Annotated in this window: 18 protein-coding genes; 3 read left to right on the forward strand and 15 right to left on the reverse strand. The window is 69.9% G+C overall.

The window, feature by feature from the left end:
• The first annotated feature begins 183 nt into the window (after positions 1 to 183).
• Positions 184 to 666 carry a DUF5994 family protein gene (locus ACWD5Q_RS12050; RefSeq protein WP_369365184.1) on the forward strand — a complete coding sequence of 161 codons (483 nt, stop codon included), beginning with the start codon at positions 184 to 186 and terminating at the stop codon, positions 664 to 666.
• Between the two features lie 52 nt (positions 667 to 718).
• Here ACWD5Q_RS12050 and ACWD5Q_RS12055 read toward each other — a convergent pair whose 3' ends face one another.
• The 11 genes from ACWD5Q_RS12055 to ACWD5Q_RS12105 all read right to left on the reverse strand — a co-directional run bounded on the left by ACWD5Q_RS12055 (position 719) and on the right by ACWD5Q_RS12105 (position 11,452).
• Positions 719 to 1,912, reverse strand: a complete 1,194-nt coding sequence (locus ACWD5Q_RS12055) for a PP2C family protein-serine/threonine phosphatase (RefSeq protein ID WP_387144423.1) — start codon at positions 1,910 to 1,912, stop codon at positions 719 to 721.
• 132 nt (positions 1,913 to 2,044) lie between these two features.
• A complete protein-coding gene (locus ACWD5Q_RS12060; protein WP_229865389.1) occupies positions 2,045 to 2,557 on the reverse strand; it encodes a DUF5994 family protein in 513 nt (170 codons plus the stop codon).
• A 255-nt stretch (positions 2,558 to 2,812) separates the two neighbouring features.
• Positions 2,813 to 3,787 carry an STAS domain-containing protein gene (locus ACWD5Q_RS12065; RefSeq protein WP_190179072.1) on the reverse strand — a complete coding sequence of 325 codons (975 nt, stop codon included), beginning with the start codon at positions 3,785 to 3,787 and terminating at the stop codon, positions 2,813 to 2,815.
• 790 nt (positions 3,788 to 4,577) lie between these two features.
• Complete coding sequence (locus ACWD5Q_RS12070) at positions 4,578 to 5,111, reverse strand: NUDIX domain-containing protein (protein WP_382075918.1); 534 nt, start codon at positions 5,109 to 5,111, stop codon at positions 4,578 to 4,580.
• Between the two features lie 27 nt (positions 5,112 to 5,138).
• Positions 5,139 to 6,182, reverse strand: a complete 1,044-nt coding sequence (locus ACWD5Q_RS12075) for a serine hydrolase domain-containing protein (RefSeq protein WP_388951338.1) — start codon at positions 6,180 to 6,182, stop codon at positions 5,139 to 5,141.
• A gap of 94 nt (positions 6,183 to 6,276) precedes the next feature.
• Positions 6,277 to 7,365 (reverse strand): glycosyltransferase family 4 protein, encoded by a 1,089-nt coding sequence (locus ACWD5Q_RS12080; RefSeq protein ID WP_067057800.1) that lies wholly within the window; start codon positions 7,363 to 7,365, stop codon positions 6,277 to 6,279.
• A 23-nt stretch (positions 7,366 to 7,388) separates the two neighbouring features.
• Positions 7,389 to 7,925 (reverse strand): dCTP deaminase, encoded by a 537-nt coding sequence (locus tag ACWD5Q_RS12085; RefSeq protein WP_451426897.1) that lies wholly within the window; start codon positions 7,923 to 7,925, stop codon positions 7,389 to 7,391.
• Positions 7,922 to 8,461 (reverse strand): dCTP deaminase, encoded by a 540-nt coding sequence (dcd, locus tag ACWD5Q_RS12090; protein ID WP_451426898.1) that lies wholly within the window; start codon positions 8,459 to 8,461, stop codon positions 7,922 to 7,924. Before dcd ends, ACWD5Q_RS12085 begins: the two co-directional genes overlap by 4 nt.
• Positions 8,461 to 9,696 (reverse strand): bifunctional metallophosphatase/5'-nucleotidase, encoded by a 1,236-nt coding sequence (locus tag ACWD5Q_RS12095; protein ID WP_451426899.1) that lies wholly within the window; start codon positions 9,694 to 9,696, stop codon positions 8,461 to 8,463. The genes dcd and ACWD5Q_RS12095 overlap by 1 nt, the downstream gene beginning before the upstream one ends.
• Complete coding sequence (locus ACWD5Q_RS12100; RefSeq protein WP_369365171.1) at positions 9,693 to 11,012, reverse strand: UDP-N-acetylglucosamine 1-carboxyvinyltransferase; 1,320 nt, start codon at positions 11,010 to 11,012, stop codon at positions 9,693 to 9,695. The genes ACWD5Q_RS12095 and ACWD5Q_RS12100 overlap by 4 nt, the downstream gene beginning before the upstream one ends.
• A 2-nt stretch (positions 11,013 to 11,014) precedes the next feature.
• Complete coding sequence (locus tag ACWD5Q_RS12105) at positions 11,015 to 11,452, reverse strand: ATP-binding protein (RefSeq protein WP_369365170.1); 438 nt, start codon at positions 11,450 to 11,452, stop codon at positions 11,015 to 11,017.
• Between the two features lie 175 nt (positions 11,453 to 11,627).
• On the opposite strand from ACWD5Q_RS12105, the gene ACWD5Q_RS12110 reads away from it, so the two are divergent.
• Complete coding sequence (locus ACWD5Q_RS12110; protein ID WP_079088059.1) at positions 11,628 to 12,899, forward strand: helix-turn-helix domain-containing protein; 1,272 nt, start codon at positions 11,628 to 11,630, stop codon at positions 12,897 to 12,899.
• Positions 12,896 to 13,450, forward strand: coding sequence for a flavoprotein (locus ACWD5Q_RS12115; RefSeq protein ID WP_355941094.1), 555 nt, complete (start codon positions 12,896 to 12,898; stop codon positions 13,448 to 13,450). The genes ACWD5Q_RS12110 and ACWD5Q_RS12115 overlap by 4 nt, the downstream gene beginning before the upstream one ends.
• Positions 13,451 to 13,518: 68 nt before the next feature.
• On the opposite strand, the gene ACWD5Q_RS12120 is transcribed toward ACWD5Q_RS12115, so the two are convergent.
• From ACWD5Q_RS12120 to ACWD5Q_RS12135, 4 genes are all read right to left on the reverse strand, one after another.
• Positions 13,519 to 15,228, reverse strand: a complete 1,710-nt coding sequence (locus ACWD5Q_RS12120) for a relaxase/mobilization nuclease domain-containing protein (RefSeq protein ID WP_390682968.1) — start codon at positions 15,226 to 15,228, stop codon at positions 13,519 to 13,521.
• On the reverse strand, positions 15,225 to 15,875 hold the full coding sequence (locus ACWD5Q_RS12125) for a MobC family plasmid mobilization relaxosome protein (protein WP_369365165.1): 651 nt from the start codon (positions 15,873 to 15,875) through the stop codon (positions 15,225 to 15,227). The genes ACWD5Q_RS12120 and ACWD5Q_RS12125 overlap by 4 nt, the downstream gene beginning before the upstream one ends.
• A gap of 119 nt (positions 15,876 to 15,994) precedes the next feature.
• Positions 15,995 to 16,852: a DUF2637 domain-containing protein gene (locus tag ACWD5Q_RS12130; protein WP_058083974.1), complete on the reverse strand. Its 858-nt coding sequence runs from the start codon at positions 16,850 to 16,852 to the stop codon at positions 15,995 to 15,997.
• 220 nt (positions 16,853 to 17,072) lie between these two features.
• Complete coding sequence (locus ACWD5Q_RS12135) at positions 17,073 to 18,323, reverse strand: DUF3631 domain-containing protein (protein WP_451426900.1); 1,251 nt, start codon at positions 18,321 to 18,323, stop codon at positions 17,073 to 17,075.
• Between the last annotated feature and the right edge of the window lie 94 nt (positions 18,324 to 18,417).

Genomic DNA, 18,417 nt, shown 5'->3' on the forward strand with positions numbered 1-18,417 from the left:
GCGGTTCTGAGCCCCCTCCGCAAATCTCGACGTGCGACGGACCCCCTGTGTGCTGGATCCGTTCCCTCCGGGGCCGGACGAGGGGGAGCTTCGGAGATGCCGTCGCGCGTGACACCAGGAGTAACGTGGCAGGTGCGGGGCGGAGTCCCGTCGTCGCACCGGCCCTACAGACGGGTGGTCATCATGACCAGCTCGGATACACCACCTGTTCCCCGGCGTCTGCCCAGCGGCGTCCACGAGGCGGTGCGGCCAGGGTGTGCGCTTCTCCGGCTGGAAACGACCGAATCACGCGAAGGCGTCCTCGACGGCGCGTGGTGGCCGCGCTCGCGCGACATCGGTGCTGAGCTGCCCGCGCTCCTGAGCGCCCTCATTGCCCACCTCGGCCCCGTGACCCGTGTGGGACTGGACACCGCGGCCTGGGAAGGTCTCCCGACGCGTATCGCCGTGGACGACCGGGTGGTGCACATCGATGCCTTCCCGGTCGGTGACGACACGGTCCTGATTACCCGGGGCGACACGGACATCTTCTCTCTGCTCGTGGTCCCGCCGGACGCGGCACCGGACGCCGCCCGCGCCGCGATGGCCCAGGCGGTCCGGGCAGACAACATCAGCCAGGCCGAGCAGATTCTCATCGACACCGGGAGCGGGCACGGTTCGCCGGGCTGACGGGCCTGCCGCTGGGCGTGACCGGCCGAGCGGTGTCGGACGGCGGGGGAGATCAGCCGCGCCACTCCACCATGAGCAGCGTTGCGTCATCGCTGGTCTGTCCGCCCCGCGCCTGCTTGAGCGTGTGGGACAGGGAGCGCGTCACCGCCCGGATGCCGCGGCCGGTCCTCTCCAGATGGTTCACGCAGTCGATCAGCTGGTCCTCCCCGAACTCCTCCCCACCGCTCCTGTGCTCCTCGACCACTCCGTCCGTGAAGCAGAGGACTCGGTCCCCGGGCACCAGCCCCAGCTCGCTGATCCGGGGCTCCGAACCACCGAGGCCGACGGGGAGGGTCGTCGGGGCGGCCAGACGCCGCGCGACGCGGTGGTCGCGGACGAGGATCGGCGGCGGGTGTCCGGCGTTGACCCACTGCACCCGTCCCGTCGTCGTGTCCAGCTGCATCATCTGCGCGGTGACGAAATGCTCGGGACCGAATTGCCTGGCCACGGCGCGGTCCATGAACGCGTAGATCTCTGGCAGTCCGATGCCGGCGCGGCGGGCGTGGCGGTAGGCGCCGATGGCCACCGTGGCCATGGTGGCTGCGTCCAGTCCGTGGCCCATCGCGTCGATCATGGCCACGTGGAGGACGTCGTGGTTGAGCGCGTAGTCGAAGCTGTCGCCGCCCACGTCGTAGGCGGGTTCCAGGATCCCGGCCACAGCGACCCGGGGCATGATCATCGCAAGCGGTGGCAGCAGTGACCACTGGATCTCCGCGGCGACGCTCATCGCCTCACCGCGTCGGACGTCGAAGAACAGGTCGGAGTAGCCGTGCTTGGTCACCAGAAGGTCGGCCACCAGGCCGGAGATCCTGAGCAGCAGGCGGCGGTCGTGGGCGTCGATGCTGTCCAGCGTCACCGCCATGACCCCTACCTGGTCACCGCCGTCCAGCAGAGGCAGATGGATCCGGACGCCGTCTTCCTGGGGCACCTCCACGGGGACCGCGTCGAGAAAGCAGCGGCCCGCCTCGGAGTCGTCGATAACCTGCGGTTCCCCGCCGGCGAGGCACTCACCGGGCAGCGGTACGAGCAGCAGCTGGCCGTAGTCCTGCAACAGCACCTGTGGACGGCGGCCACCGAGCCGCTCCACGACGTCGGCGACCAAGGGCCCGATGAGGTGGGGCGGGAGTTCGTGCGCGCTGTCGAGGATCTTTCCCAGGAGAGCTTCCCCGAAGCTTTCGGACCGGTCCGTACGCTGTACTGCCGTCATCCCCTCACCTGCCGCGGTCACGCTTCGTGTGGGGGCGGGCCAGGATGACGAAGGGTCTGTCGGTGCCATGGCTCCATCACGGGGTCGTGGACGCCCGGCCTGCCGGCCACGGAGTCGGCCGGGTCGGGCTGCTCATCTCGGTCCGGCTCCGCCTTCCGACTCCCAAGCGTTCTGTCCGTCGAGGCCGCTCTCGGCGAGTGCCAGCAGGCGCGGAGCCGACAGTGGGTTCCCGGCGTCGGCGGCGGCGGTCAGCAGCCTGGTGGCTACTCCGACCGGCTCGTCCGGGGGGATCACCAGCAGTTCCCAGCGTCCCACGGTGCCGCAGTCCACGGTGATGGCATGCGCCTCGGCGGCCGAATCGGTCAGGACCACCTCGATCACGTGGCCGGGCGCCATCACCTCCTGCGGAGCATCGGGCCAGGCGGCGGACCCCACGGTAACGCGGGTGACGGTGCCGCTGCTCGGATCCAGGGAGCCGACCAGCGCGGGCAATTCGAGTTCGAGTGCGTCGCAGCGCGGCCACCATGCGCCGTCCAGCGGGCCATGGCTGACGTCCGGCGTGAGGCGCAGCCGGGGCATGGGCATCCGGTAGGAGTGTCCGTAACCTGGCGCGGTAACTTCGGCGGGCTTTGTGATGGCGTTCATCGTGCGATCCCGTTCCGGGCGCTGCTTTCCGGCTGCCCGTGTCAGTCACTCGCCGGGAACGGCGCCGCCGTGGTCGTACGCCCGGAAGTTCTCGGTACCTCCCACGCTACTCCCAGCCGTGGCGGGCGGCGTGGTGCGCAGCCATCGCGCCGAGAGGCAGGCAGCCATCGCGTGGAGGCACCTCGGTACGGCGGACGACGGGTCACGTGACCGCCCCGGCCGGTACGACCGCCGGCTCATCGCTCCTCTGCCACGTCATCGGCGTGCCGAGGGCTGCCCTTCGGCGGACAGGGTCAACACGCAGGGGGCTACGGAGCCGGGCAGCCCGACGACCTCACCCATGTTCTGCCAGCCCCAGGACGAGAAGGCGGCTTGTCCTGCCCGGTCGGCAGGATGCAGCAGGGTGATCCCGAGGGAGGAGTGCAGCTCTGTGAGCAGACGCTGTTGCAGCCGGCGGGCGATGTCGCGGTGCTGAACGTGCGGGTGGGCCACGACCTGGGTGAGGACGACGAACCGTGCGCGGGAGGTGAGCCGCTGGATGATCTCCTGGAGCGTTCCGTCGGACCCCCGGCTGCCGGGGCCTTCAGAGCCCATCGGAAAACCGAAGGCGCAACCGACCAGCACCGTCGTCTCGGCGACCAGCAGGGCGAAGCCGGGGCGGCGGGCGGTGATCGACAAGCGGTGCAGGAAGTCCCCGCGGTTGTGGTACCGCTCGCCCGTGGTGCCTGCGACGGACTCCGCAGCCAGGTCCGCGATGTCCGCGCCCATGTCTTCTGCCTGCCAGCGGGTCAGCCGACGAAGGCGGATCCCGTCCTTGAGGACCGGCTGGTCCGGTCGGCGAGCGGAGTCCTCGGGCGCCCCCGTCGCCGCACTCATGAAGCCGTCGGATGCGGCGGGCGGCAGGGGACTCGCGGGGGCCGTAGGGAGCAGCGAAGTCGATCCCGTGGCATCGAGGACCCGGGTAATCTGAGCGCACGGATGGTGCAGCCGCAGGCGAGCGTGGACCCGGCCGGCGCGCTGTGCTGCCGACAGGAGGACGTCCAAGCCCCTGGCGTCGCAGGAGCCGACTGTGGTCAGGTCGATGTCGATCACGGTGACACCGTCCAGCAGACACTGCTCCACTGCGGCCCGCAGCAGCGGCGTCGTGGCCGGCCCGATGTCGCCGGCAAGCGTGACGAGCGTCCGCTCTCCTCGGTTCCGCCGATGGATGTCCAGCCGGGAAAAGGTCATCACGTCTCCCCTCGGCGAGGTTGCGGACCTGCACGGGCGCTCAGCGCGATCCTTGCCGTGATGAGCTTGCGCTGAGTTGCTTCGACCGCGGCGTACATGGCCCCGACCCGTCTCCGCGCCGACCGCTGGGGCGGCCCGGATTCACTCGTCTCTCGCCGAGGACGACCCGGCGTGGTGGCCCGGAGTGCGTGATGCCCTCGGTACTTCAACCGTACGTCTGCCGCAACCGGAAGCGGCTGGGTCGAAGGGCGCGGCACGGTAGGGGCCGCGTCACTTGAAAGGCCGTTCTCCCACGTCAGAACGGTGGTGATGCTGCGGCTGCTGGTACGTGTGCACCTCACAGCCGAGGGCCGGCAGGGTAAGGGGGCACCACCTCGCCCCTGCCCTGTCGCGACAGGTGCCCGGATGCGCGCCGCTCTGGACACAACACTGGCCGCCGCGCAGTTCCCCTGGACACAGCACAACACTGCCGCCCGCGATCGAAGCCGGGCGGCAGAGCGGGCGGACGAATTGAATGCCAGCTCACTTCCGAACCCACACGCGACACGACCTCCACTCACCGGGTCTCCGAACCCATTCGAGCGAAACGTCGCACGCCAGGAGGATCGGTCCCTACGTGAAAGCCAACGCTCATGGAGCAGATGACCCACCTGTTACCGAAACCGTCCCGCGAAGGGGGACGTGGCAGGGGCGAGCATGTAGCGGAGGAAAGCGGCGAGGTCGGCGAACGCTGAACGCGGTCACTCATCTCACCGTGGGGGCGAGACGCTATCCCAGAAGAGGCGCTCGGTCAGTTCCAACCGTCCAGCGACACCTGAGGCCCGCCGGCCAGGTAGCGATGAAGGGCGCTGGCGGTGGTCTCCACGAACTCTTCGGGGATGGCACCGGTGTCGACCCAGCGGACTTGGGCGTGCTTGCGCGGTTCGCGGTTCTCCGGCTCGCCGGACCATTCATGGGCGACGAAGACGACCGTGAGGAAGCCGTTGGGGGCTTCCACGCCCCAGGCGCCGTGGATGACGTGGGCGACCTTGAGCGCTTCCGGCTTGACGGTCATACCGGTCTCCTCGTACAGCTCGCGGACGGCCGTCGCGGTGATCGGCTCGCCGGGCTCGCTCTTGCCGACCGGGAGATCCCACTTGCCCCTGCCGAATTTGGCCTGGTCGCTGCGCTGGAGGAGGACCACGCGGCTGGTGGCCTTGTCATGGACGATGACGGCGGCGACCAGCAGGGTCATGGATTCCAGGGTGGGCATGAGCGCTTTTGGCTGGTCATCGGCTGTCGGCTGAGCCACGGGGGTCCCTTCCCCGACCGGATCGGTGGGCATCTCGGCCGTACCTCTCGATCGGCTCCTCTACTTGAAGGCGAGCTCTCGGAAGTTGTTGCGGACATCGGTCAGCGGTGCGCGGTCGCGGGTGTAGTAGAGCTTGTTGGTCAGGAGCACCGCCCAGCGGTCCTTGGTGGGTGAGATCCACATGCCCGTGCCGGTGAAGCCGTAGTGGACCCAGACGTCCTCCTCGATGGTGGTGCCGGGAGCGGGGTGCCAGAACAGGCCGCGAGCGGGCTGGAGCTGCCCCGTCTCGATGGCCAGGGACCCGTTGATCCACTCGATGCCGAAACCAGCCCGGAGCTGTGACGCTGCGGGGGCGAGCATGTACTGGAGGAAGACGGCGAGGTCGTCGAGGACGGTGAAGGCGCCGGCGATGCCGCAGACGCCGCACAAGAGGCGGGCCGAGAAGTCGTGGGCGACTCCCTTGAGGTGGGTGTCGGTGTCCTGGTCTAGTTCGGTGGGCGCGCAGCGCGTCGCGAGGCTGGCGGGCAAGGGGCCGAAGCGGGTGGAGGTCATGCCCAGTGGGAGCCAGGTGCGGGTGGTGGCCAGTTGGTCCAAGGGCTGGCCGGAGAGGTGTTCGGCGAGATAGCCCAGGATGAGGGCGGCCCGGTCGGTGTACTCGACGGCTTCTCCGGGTGTCCGATGAAGTTGTTCTTGGAGGACGCCTCGGCGAATCTCGTAGGGGTCGGTGCCGTAGAGGTTCTTCAGCTGCGCCCGCAGTGGGACGCCGGCGGTGTGCGTCAGCAGCTGCCGGGCGGTGACGGATCCGAGCGGGTGCCCGGTGACCTCCTGCCAGAAGCTGCCGAGCGGCTGGTCGAGGTCGAGGGTGCCGTCCTCCCACAGGGCTCCGATGGAGGACCAGACGGCCAGGATCTTGGTGAGGCTGGCGGCGTCGAAGACGGTGTCGGTGCGCATCGGCACCCCCGGCTCGTCGGGGTCGAGGACCCCGGTGGTGCCCCGGGCGAGGGTGCCGGTGGCGTCGCCGAGGGCCCACACGGCGCCCGGGTACACCTTGTCGCGGACTCCCTCGTCGAGCAGGGCTTCGATGCGGTCGCGGTCGTACGTCATGGTCTCCCTCTTCGCCGGGGTGTCCCGCCGGTCAGCGTAGTGACGTTCGTGGAGCGGTTCGGGTAGTGACGTGTCGGGTCGTCTGGCGGTCGGTTCAGGTGAGCTGTCGGCCGAGGTCGGTCAGGGATCGTGCGGTCGCCGAGAGGGGATAGCGTGCCGCGTTGGCATAGCCCGCCTGCCGGAGGGCAGTCATCAGCCCGGGTGTCCTTCTCAGCCGGTCGAGGTCGCGCGCGAGTGCGGCGGAGTGGGTGAAGTCGGTGGCCATGCCGGAAGCGGCGAGGGCTTGATTGAGGCCGGGGACGGGCTGGTAGAGGACGGGGAGCCCGCACGCTTGGGCTTCCAATGCGACGAGTCCCATGGCTTCCAGGGTGGTGGACGGCACGACTAATACGTCGTGTTCGGTGAAGGCTTTCCATAGCTGTGGGCGGCGGAGCCAGCCGAGGTAGCGGACCCGTACGCCGGCTCGCTGCAGCAGTGGGGCCAGTACGTGGAACTGGGCTTTGGGCGCTGCGACGCTCAGCTCGATACCGGGCACGGGAGCCAGGCTCTTGATCAGGGCCTCGGCACCCTTTTCGTTGGTCAGGCGTCCTGCGTACAGGAGCCGCAGGTGGCTGGCGGAGGTGCGTGCCGGCCGGGCGGGCGGGGCGGTAAGCAGGTGGTCGGGGATGCCCCAGGGGATGTGGGTGATCTTGCGGCGTTCGATCTGCGGGGCGAGCTTGAGGAGGCGGTCGGCCATTGCGGTGGTCGGGACCACGATGGCGTCGGCGGCCCTGGCTGTTTCGCGTAGCACCTGGAGCTGGTCTCGGTGGGTCTCGGCGAAGAGCAGGTCCGTGCCGTGGACGAGGGCGATCCGGGGATGCGAGGGCAGAGCCCGGATGAGGGCAGGAGTGGCGCCGAATGCGAGGTGCTGCAAGTGGAGGACGCCGATCTGTGTGGGATCGAGCGTGGCTGTAAGCGCTCTGCGCAGGGTGGTGACGTAGCGGCTGAAGGCTGCTCCTTCCAGGCATTTGCCTGCTGCGGGGAGCAGGTTGAGGCCGGCGGGTGGACGGGGAGCGTGACCAGGTGGTGCGAGCATGAAGGCGTGGGCCGGGATGAGGGGTTGCTCGCCGGTGTAGAGGTCGAGGAAGAGTTCGACGCTGCCGCCGGGGCTTCCGGCGGGGAGATCCAGGAAGGTGGCGGCCATCGGGCCGGTGGCCGAGCTGGCGTTCACCGCATTCCTCCGTCGATCTCCTCGTAGAGGCGCGAGATGTCGATGCCTTCCGTGGACGCGTACTTGGCCGGCTGCTGCTGGTAGCTGGCCGGGGCGCCGAAGGTGGTGAGGAAGACGAGCTTGCCGAAGGTCATGCCCGGATACACGCGCACCGGTCGGGTGGCGCGGATCTCCAGCGTCCAGCGGATCGCATGGCCCTGGTGTCCGAGCGGAGCCGACACGTGGACCCAGATGCCCAGGGAGCCGATGGTGCGGTCGCCGTTCAGCAGCTGCGCGTACGTCTCCGAACCGGTCCGTTCCAGGGTGATGCCGAGGTAGAGCAGGCCAGGGCGCAGCACCAGGCCGGCGTCGGGGATGGACTGCTCGGTGAAGGTGGTGGGCATTGCGGCGTCGAGGTCGCCGTCGCAGACGCGGATGGTGTTGCCGAGGCGCCAGTCGTAGGCGTTGGGGGAGACGCGGCTGGGCTGGTACGGGTCGATGGTGATCTCGCCGGCCTGGACGGCGGCGGCGATGGCAGGGCCGGTGAGGATCACGAGGCCACCGCCCGGAGTCGGGTGAGGTCTCGCCAGTAGGCGGAGGGCTGCGGGCCTGTGGCGGCCTGGTACTTGCCGCGGTAGAGGTCGATGGCGCCGGTGGAGAGGAAGAACATGATCTGCCCGATTTTCATGCTGGCGTACACGCGCAGCGGTCGGATCGGGGTGAGCATGAGTGTCCACTGGCCGTGGAAGCCGATGTCGCCGATGGGGGCGGTGATCTCGACGAACAGGCCGAGGCGGCCGACGGAGGAGCGGCCGAACAGCAGCGGGACGAAGGTGTCGGAGCCGACCTCTTCGAGGGTGTGGCCGAGGTAGAGCTCGCCTGGCTGGAGGACGTGCCCGTCCGGGCCGATGGTGGTTTCGCGGGTGGGGTTGGGCCGGTGGGCGTCCAGGACCGTGCTCGTGTACGTGATCAAGGTGGGGCCCAGACGCACGTTGTAGCTGTTGGGGTTGACCTGGTCGGCGGCGAAGGGGTTGATGCGGAGGCGGCCGTCGTGAGCGGCTGCGGTGATCTCCGGGCCAGTGAGGATCATTAACTGCCTCCTTCCGCGGTGTCGGGGGCGGTGAGGACGTGCTGGACAGCCTGGTCCAGACGCAGGCCGGCCTCGTGCGTGCGCTCGCCGAGGTAGTTGTCGGCGAGGTAGTCGGTGGTCAGCACGGTGGTGACGGCATCCGGCAAGGGATCGGGGGCGGTGACGAGCGGGCCGGTCTGGGTGGTCAGATGTGACAGCCAGCCGGGGAGGTCGCTGCGTGCCTGCTCAGGTACGTGGGCGTGCACCAGCTGGTTGGCGAACGGTTCGATGGAGAGCAGGTGGCCCTGGGTGAGGGTGTCGCCGAGTGGTACGGCGCGTAGTGCCGTCTCGTTGAGGATGACCGTGTCTGCCCCGAGTGCCGTACGCAGGCGGGCGGTGAGGTCCACGAGCAGGCTGCGCCGGTCGAGGGACTGGTGGCGGTAGGCCGGTCTGATCGGGCCGAGGACGCCGGCCAGCTGCTGCTTGACGTCCTCGATGCGTGAGTGCAGGCCCGCAAGCTCCGTGGGAACGACGCTCGGGGCCCGATCCGGGAAGGACGTGGTGCCCGCACCCCATCCCGTGCCCACGGGCGTGGCGATGGCATAGCCGCCGGCGAGTTCCCGACCCTTGACGACCAGGGTGTCGTCGACCCGGACCGGCCCGTACTGATCGCTGTGGCAGTGCCCGGCGAAGACCACATCGAGGAACGGACAGGCTGCCGCGAGTTTCCGGTCCTCGTCGAAGCCGGAGTGGCTGAGCAGGACCCAGCTGTCCACCTCGTGGTGGTGAGCGAGCATCAGCTCGCGTAGGGCCTGGACGGGATCAGTGACGCAGTGGCCGGCTCGCTGGGCGACCGGGATCGAGTGGAAGGCTTGTCGGCCGATCACAGCGGTTACGCCGATGCGACTTCCAGTGATGTCCGCGATGTACAAGCGGCGGAAGAGTGCGTCGCCGGTGTTGGCATCGACGGCGTTGGCACAGACAGTGTGCAGGTGGAGGTCGGGTTCGAAGTGGTGGGGCCAGCCGTGGTTGCCAGGGGCCAGCACGTCGTACAGCCCGAGCAGGATCTCGCGCTCGATCGTGCCGCGACCGAGGCGGTAGTACCCACTGCCTTCGAAGAAGTCGCCGCAGTCCACGATGAGCGAGGTCGGGCGCAGCGCGTGGAGGTGTGTCAGGAAGGGCGCGGCGTTGTCGAAGGCGGAGTGGACGTCGGTCGTGGCAATGACCCGGCGGAGGTTCCGGCCGTCGGTGGTCATGGGGTGACCTCGCAGATGTCGGCGCCCAGGGTGCGCAGCTTGCCGGACAGGTCGGCGTGGCCGCGGCGCAGCTGGTCGAGGCCGCCGATGGTGGTGACGCCTCGGGCCGTGAGGCCGACGACCATGAGGGCGGACCCGGTGCGGATGTCGGTGGCTTCGACGCCCGCGCCCGTCAGCTGCTGGGGCCCGGTCAGGCGGCATTCGGTGGGGGAGATCTCCTCGATCCGGGCGCCTAGGCGGGTCAGCTGCGGCAGCAGGTTGCCGTGGCGGCCGGGATTGATGGCGTCGGCGAACAGATGCGTGCCGGGCAGTCCGAGGGCGAGTGCCATGAGCGGTGGTTCGAAGTCGGCGTCGAGGCCCGCAGGGCTCAGAGAGGCGATGGCCCGCAGGGGACGACCAGTGGGGGGTGTCTCATACGCGCGGACAGTAAGGCCACCCGGCTCCGCGTCTGCGGGGATGCCGAGCTGATGAAGGGCAGCCACGAACGGGCCTACGTCCTTGCCCTGCACGCCGTCGATACGGGCAGTACCGCGCGTCGCGGCGATCGCGCAGGCCAGCGTGGCTGCCTCGATCTTGTCTCCGGGCACGGTCCAGGCAGCGGGGGCAGTCGGCGGCGAGGAGGGCGGCGAGAGAGTCAGTACATGCTCGTTGGCGCGCGTCTCCCAGCCCACCGAACTCAGGGCGTCGAGCACGCTCAGGACTTCGGGCGAGAGGTTGGGTTGGCCCAGCCGTAAGGGCCGGCCGGTTGTGAGGGCGCGCAGTGTCGCGGCCACGGTCGCACCGCGAGAGCGGAAGGGCAGTGCGATGGAGACGGTGCCCGTGTGAGAGCTGAGGGCTTCGATGCCGTACCCGGAGCTGTCCTGCCGGCTCCGGTCGCCGAACGCCTCGTACACCTTGAAGTGCAGCTCCATCCCGCGCGCACCGATCCGGCAGCCACCCGGCCAAGGCAGCCGCGCCTGGCCGTAACGCGCGAGCAGGGCGGGGACGAGGTAGTACGAGGCGCGGATGTGGGCTGCCTGCGCCAGATCGGGCAGTCGTTGAGATGCCTCCGTCGGCAGGATCACGTAAGTGGTTGGTTCGCCGACGGGCTGCGTGACATGCCAACCCGCCTGGTGCAGCAGAGTGAGCATGATCTGGACGTCCGTGCTGTCCGGGACGTTGCTCAATCGGCCCGGGCGACCGAGGGCCGCCGCGGCGGCCAGGAGCGGCAGAGCGGCGTTCTTGGAGCCGTCGACGCTCACGGTGCCGGCGAGCGGCGGCCCGGGGCGTACGGCGATCACCTCGGCGGCCACGCCGGGGGCGTGGGTGGTCGTCATCATCAACTCCTCTGGAGGGGCGGGAAACAGGCGACTTCCTGGCTGGGTTTGCTGGTCAGGTCGATTTCGGCCCAGCAGCGCTTGCCGTTCTTCGTCGGTTCGGCGTGGTACCGGTCGGCGAGAGCGGCGACGAGGAACAGACCCCGGCCGCCCTCGCTGTCCGCGTCGGGCAGAGCTGGCTGGGGTAGGACCGGGCTCGTGTCGCAGACCTCGATCCGCAGGACGGCCTCGTCGAGACAGACCGCGAGCGAGACGGATCCGGTGCCGGCGTACTGGACCGCGTTGGTGACGAGCTCGCTGACCAGCAGTTCGGCTGTGTGCACCACCTCGGCGCCCAGTCCCGAGCCCCAGCCCGCTATCGCGTCCACGGCCTGGTGCCGGGCCTGGCTTGCTGCGGCGGGCATCGCGGGTAGGGAAAGAGCGAGCTGGTGCGCTTCCATGAGCGGCCTCCCGGTGTAGGTGGGGCCACACCAAGCAACCAGTCCGTCGCCGCGAGTGGTGAGCCCTGACGCGGGCGATGCATGACTTATGCAGGGGCTGCATCACGGCCAACTACGGCTGATCTATGCTCGATTGAGCAGGCAGGATCAGCGACGGCGGAAGGAGCCGTGGCAGATGGCCGACGCGCATGGGGAAGCGAGACGGATCGGAGACCGGATCCGTCGGGCACGGGTGTTACAGCGGCGTTCACAGCACGGCGTGGCCGCAGCGCTTGGGTATCACCAGTCCAAGGTGAGCCGTCTGGAGAGCGGTCGCGGCACGGAGGACATCCGCGTATTACGCGCCATCGCGCAGGAACTGAACATCCCGCCTCATGAGTTGGGCCTCGCCCCGTCTCAGGACGTCTCCGCCGCCGATCGAGAAGCTGACGACATGCACCGCCGCACCTTCCTCGCCGCGAGCATCGCAGCGCTCGCGGCCCCGGCCGGCTCTTCGGCCTCGCACACCGCCCTCGTCCAGGCCCTCCTGCCCGGTCCCGGCCCCGCGGGCACCGGTGGCCCCCAGGGCACGGCCGTCCTGTACGAACGCGTCGGATCAGCACTGAGGCTCTTCCACACCTGCCAATACACGGAGTTGGAGCGCACCCTCCCGAGCCTGATTGCCGACCTGCGACTGGCGGTCGGTGATGCGACGGACGGGGACACGGTGTCCCGGCTCCTGGCCACGGCGTACCAGACGACGACGAGCCTGCTGCTCAAGCAGCACGACCAGGGCAACGCATGGCTCGCCGTCGGCCGGGCGATGGCAGAAGCCGAACGCTCAGGCGACCCAGTCGTCCTCGCCTCCAGCGTCCGTGTCCAGGCCCACGTGCTGGTCCGTGAGAAGCACGCCACGGAGGCCGTCACCTTGGTCCGGCACACCGCCGACCAGCTCACCGGCTCCTACGACCGGCGTTCACCGAAGTACCTCGCCGCCGTGGGACTGCTGCTCCTGCGCGGTGTGACCGCGGCCAGCAGTCGTGGTGATCGCGCGGCCACGAAGGAATTCCTCACCGAGGCGAAAGAAGTCTCGCGGTACGTCACTCTCGACCGGCCCGACGCCTGGGCCACCTTCAGCCCGACCAACGTCGCCCTGCACGAGCTGAGCGCCCTGGTGGCCTTCGGCGACGCCGGCCTCGCCCTTCAGGCGGCCAGGCCCCTCATGCGCCGGCACATCCCGGTCCCCGAACGCCGGGCCGCACTATGGGTCGAAGCGGCTCGCGCCTACAGCCAGCAGGGACGCCTGGCCGACGGCTACCAAGCCCTGAGGATCGCCGAGACCTGCGCCGCCCAGGACATCCGCCGCCCCGACGTCCGCAACCTGGTCGCCGATATGGCCGCCCGCGACCGCCGACGTACCCTGCCGGAACTGCACCACTTCAGCCGCCAACTGGGAGTCCCCGCGTGACCGAACCGACTGCCCCGGACAAGAAGCCCTTCCTGTACGTCGTCGTGTGCGCGGCAGGCGTGGCCCGTGACGTCGGCAAGCTGATCACGGCCGCCCAGGAGGCGAACTGGGATGTCGGCGTCATCGCCACACCGCAGGGATTTGGCTTCATCGACGCTACGGCGATCGAGGCACAGACCGGCTACCCGATCCGCTCCGCCTGGCGTTCACCGGGAGACCCGCGCCCACTGCCCCCGGCGGACGCGATCGCCGTGGCTCCCGCCACCTTCAACACGATCAACAAGTGGGCCGCCGGGATCTCCGACACCCTCGCCCTGGGCATCCTGTGCGAGGCGTACGGCATGGCCATCCCGACCGTGGCACTGCCCTACCTGAACTCCGCCCAGGCCGCCCACCCCGCCTACCAGCAGAGCCTGGACCGGCTACGGGGGATGGGTGTCCTGATCGGTTCCTGCGAACCGCACCGGCCGAGGGCCGGCGGCGCGGCGGACCGCTTCCGCTGGGAGGAAGCACTGGACTTGCTGGAGCCTCTGGTCAACACGGTGCGGTGACGCTGTTCCCTCGGTGTGGGAAACCTGAAGGGTGGACGCGACAGGTACCTCCGCGCCCGCTGACGGCATCACCGGTGTCGAGCAGGTGCCGCCAGGCCAGGCTGTGACGGGCTGGATGGAGTCTGGCCAGGCTGTGCCGGTCGGGCTGCAACCCTGGTGCGGGCTTGGGCAGCCCGTGCTCGGGCGCTGGGAGCCTGCCGGGCGGCGAGGCGTTGGACGCGCCAGGTGAGGGTCCTGGCGGTGGAGCGGGCGTCGTCGAGGGTGCGCTGACGTGCGGCGTGCTGGAGGAGTTGCTCGGGGTCGTGGCCGGCGTTCTCGGCTTCGGTGAGGACTGCGGCCAGGGCGGGCCAGGCAGGGTCGTCGAGGACCTGTTGGGCGTGGTCTGGCAGGATCACGAGGATCCACTGGGCGTGCCGTTCCATAGCGCGTGCCGGTGGTTGGCGCTGAGCCAGGGCGGCCAGCGGCCCGGCAGCAGCCTGTCGGTAGGCGGTCTGGAGATGGGCCAGGGTCTGGTGGGCGGCGGCGACCTGCTGGTTGTGCCGGCGGGCTTGGTGCCAGCGAGCTGTGGCGATGACGATGAGGACGGCGATGTCGAGGAACATCGCCAGCCCGGAGCCGTCGCTGGTGACCGGCGCGGTGCGCAGGGCTCGGACGGCACCCCGCAGGGCGCGGGCCTGGTCCTGCTGGGCGCGGATGCGGGAGCGGGTGGCGCGCTCGAAGGCGACGGCGGCCTGCTGCAGATGTGGCCGCAGGTGGCTGGGGGCGAGCAGCGGCAGGACGTCGATGGCTTCGCCGAGCGCAGCGATGTGGGCCTGGGCGGCTTCGTCGTCGCCGTGGTCGAGGTGGTGGAGGATGCGCTCGGCTGCTGCCGTGGCCTGGTGCCACGGGTTGGGCCTGCGTCGGCTGCCCGGCTCCGCTGCGGGCGGGGCATCGATGGCGGTGAGGAGTTCGCGGATCTTGGGGAAGGACAGGTCGGGGGCGAGTTTGGCGCCGGAGAACCAGATCGGCTCGCCGGCGGCGTTGGTGTCGCCTTCCACGGCGACCTTGTACCCGCGCACGTCACCGGAGGGAAAGTGCTGCACGTCCACAAGGACGCCCTCGACGCCGTCGAGCAGAAGGAGGAACTCCTCCGGGCTGGTGGCGATGGACACTAGCTGGCGGACGGTGGTGCGCAGGCGTTCGCGGGAGGTCTGGGTCTTGCCGACGCGGCGGGCCTTCTCCGTCTCGGCGCGGGTGGGGCGCTTGGCGGCGGTGCGGTCGCCGCGCACGACCTGCTTGAGGCCGTATTCCTTCTCGATGGCGGCGAGTTCCTTGTCGGCGGTCAGGTAGTCGTTCCAGTGGCGGGCGGTGCGCAGGTCGCCACGGACCTTGGTGGCGGCGATGTGGATGTGGTCGTCGGCGTGGCGGACGGCGACCCACCGGCACCCGTCCGGATCGCCTTGTGGCGCGATGCCAGTGGCCGCCACAACGCGGCGCGCGATGTCCGCCCACTCGGCGTCGGTGAGGTGCCGGTCGCCGGGGGCGGCACGTACCGAGCAGTGCCACACGTGCCGCTCGGGCGCCCGGCCCAGTCGGCGGGCTTGCTTAACCCGCAGGTCGAGGTCGGCCACGAGCCGCTTCTTTGTGGCGTCGAAGCCGTCGGCGCGGCCGGGATCGGGAGCGAAGCCGTCCCAGGAAGCGACCAGGTGCGGGTCGGTGTGGTCCTTGGCCTTCTTCGTGTCGAACAGATACCGGATCAGGCCGGCGGTGCTCTTGCCGCTGCCGATCTTGGCGATCACCAGGCCGCCTTCACGGAGACGGCGTGGTTCATGGTCTGCGCGATGTCGCTGATGGCGCCGCGGACGGCGACCAGGGTGCGTTCGGTCTGGGCGAGGACGGTGGCGTCCACAGGGTGTGGATCGCCTCCGGCGTTGAGGCGGTGCGCGATCTGGTTGACGTTGTTGCCGATGCGCGCGACTTCGGCCCGTAGGGCGTCGAGCTTGTCGAGGCAGTCATCGAGCTGGGTGCGCTGCCCGGCCAGGCCCACGGCGAGATCACCGTCGAGGTAGGCCGTGATCACGGCGCCGACGAGGTGGGCGCCGGCGATGCCCATCTTGCGGGCACGGGTAAGGATCCGGGCCTTCTCATCGCTGCTGTAGCGGACATCGACACGTTGCTTGCGCTGGACGCTCTCGCGGGTACGGCGGCGAGCGATGCGACGCAGGGTGACTTCGTCGGCGGGGGCGGCGGGCGACTGTTCGGCTGCGTCGCCGGGCGTTACCTCCTCGGGCACCCCCTGGTGCCCGAGGTCCTCCGCCACCCCCGGGGCGGAGGTGCCTGCGTTGGACCGGCCCTTGGACGGTCCAACGCCATACCTTGCTGCGCTGGTGGCGATGGTCATCATCTGCGTCCGGTCGGTGGCGAGTTCGGGGTGCTGGTCGTGCATTGAGGGGTTCTCCGTGCGGTGTTGGGGGGCGAGGCCGTGTCGCCTAGTGGGCCGCTCGTCCCCGCTCCGGGCTGTGCGGGAACGAGCGGAGGGGGTCGATCGGGGTGGGGCGGCGGCCCTCAGCGCGTGCCGACGGGGGCCGTGTCGGGCTCGGCCTGTCGCTGGCGGGCAGCCCGGTCGAGTTCGGCCTGTACTCGGTCCTTGAGCTGAGTGAGACGGTCCTTGCCGATGCGGTACTCAGCGGCTCGGATGGCCGCCTCGATGTTGCGGCGTGAGGCACGGTCCCCGCGTCCCAGCGGTGCGGTGCGGGCGATGGCGAGGAGTTCGTCGAAGGTGACATCCCGTTCGTGGCCCTCGTCTTTGGAGAGCGGCTTCGGGGCCCGCGGCACGTTGGCGGCTGCCTCCGCCAGGTCTGGGCGCTCGGCCACGTCACGCGAGCTCTGTGCCTCCTTCGGCAGGAAGTCATCGTCTTGCGAACGGGCAGGCCGCATGGCGCTGTGCGTGCCGTTGTGGCTGTGGCCAGAGGAGTTGTGGCCCGGTGTGGCGGCGGCCTCTTCGCGCAGACTCGTGGGGTGGCGGCGGATGACGAGGTCGAGGTGGACCGCGCCGGCCAGGGCGAGCGGAGCTATCGCGGACAGGGCGCCGACGGTGACATCGTCCAGATGGAGCCCGGCGGTGTGTGCCTGCTGGTTGAGGCGGACGGCGTGCAGAGCGTTCGCCCAGATGCTCGTGACGGTGGCGAGACCGACCAGTGCCCAGACGTACAGGCGAGAACGCCAGGGCGCGGTACGGAGGATGAGCAGGGCGGCGACGCCGATGGCGATGAACCCGTCGATCACGAGGGGGAAGGCGTAGGTGAGGACTCCGCGGATGTGGATGGCGACGGCCATCTGCCGCAGGGCGTCGTAGGAGAGGGCGAAGCCAATCGTGCCGACCAGGGCGACCCCGAGGCGGATCGCTACGGTCACTGGCGGCACGGGGGCTTGGGCGGTGCGTGAGGGCAAGCGTGGTACTCCAGGGGGAGACGGGTGCCTAGGCGCGGTGCGGGGTTGCCAGTGGGGAGGGCGGCGGACTCGTCGCACCCGTCGCATGCCTGGTCAGGGCAGGTACGGGAGCCTGGCGTGATACGGGAGGACCCGTCACAGTTGCCGGACCCGTCACGGGGATGACCTGCGGTGCGACGTGTGCGACGGGTGTTTACGGGTGTACGGCCGACCCGTGACGTGTGGTCTCACCGCCGTCGGGTGGCTGCTCCTCGGGGCAGTAGCGGGCCCAGGCATCGGTGAACTGTGCGTGGGTGAATCCCCGGGCCTGCCGTCCGCCTTCGAAGCGGAGGACGGCTGCCTGGATACCGAAGTCCTTCAGCAGGATCCCCAGGTAGCGCGGGGTCAGACCGGTGTTGCGGTACTCCGCCCACGGCGCCTCCTGGTCCTTGAGTAGCTCTTCCAGCAGGTCCCGCGTGCGCACGGTGTCAGGATCGCCGTAGCACGCGAAGACGCGGCGGATGTCCTTCAGCAGGCGTGTCTTCACGTTGGACTCGTCGTCCTGGCCGACCTCGGCGGCACACATGGCCACGCACGCTTCGCGTGCTCGCTCCGGCCAGGAGTCGCCTGCCAGTTCGGCGACGACCACCAGCGGTTCCCAGGTGTCGGCCGCACGGTCCTGCACCGGCATCGGCGGCACCAGGTCGGCTGCGGTGTCCATCAGCGGGCGCAGCCAGGCAGTCAGCCGGTCACGTAGGGCGTGCAGGGCGGGTATGTCGCGGCGGGAGCGGAACTGTTCCACCCGCTCACCTGGCTTGCGCCGCTGCATTCGGATCACCACGGCCCGGTCCATGACCGTGTCCGGCAGGTCCCCGATGCCGGCGAGCGCGGCCATGGCGAAGGTGGGGAACGCCTGCGGCTTGTGCTCCGGCCCGGAGATCCGCAGGGCGGGCCGGTTGCGCTGGTGGCCGGTGTTGAGGAGGCCACGCAGCTCCTCGTTCTTTTCGGCGGCCTTGATGCTGCCGAAGATGGTGTCGGCCTCGTCCACCAGCAGGGTGGGCGGGTCCGCACCGATGGCGCGGAAGACCACCGCCGGGCTGGTGTTGACCGTGATCAGCGGCTCGCGCACAGTCTCGGTGAGCACGTCCAGCAGGCGGGACTTACCGCACCGCTTCGCAGGCCCGACCACGGCGAGGCGAGGTGCGTGCTGGAGGGCGGGCTGGATGTGCGTGGCCGCCACCCACAGCGTGACGGCGGTCAGCGCCTCACTGCTGGGCAGGATCACGTACCGCGCGATGGCTTCCTGCAGCTCGTCCAGTAGCTGTGCGCCTTCTCCGGGCTGCCCTGGCTCGTCGTCCTCCGAGGTCGAGGCTTTCGCGGTGGCGTCCTGGCCCAGGGCGGCGACGGGCGGCCAGGTGGGTATCGAGGATGCGGCGGAGGAGTCGGGGGACGTAGATTCGTCCATAGGCGTTCCTTCCCGGTGGGCCGGACGGGCAAGGCCCGGCCCACCGATTCGATCGTTCAAGGGCGATGGGGGCGGGGACTCTGTGGCTCTCGGC

This window comes from Streptomyces sp. NPDC002513, assembly GCF_053595355.1.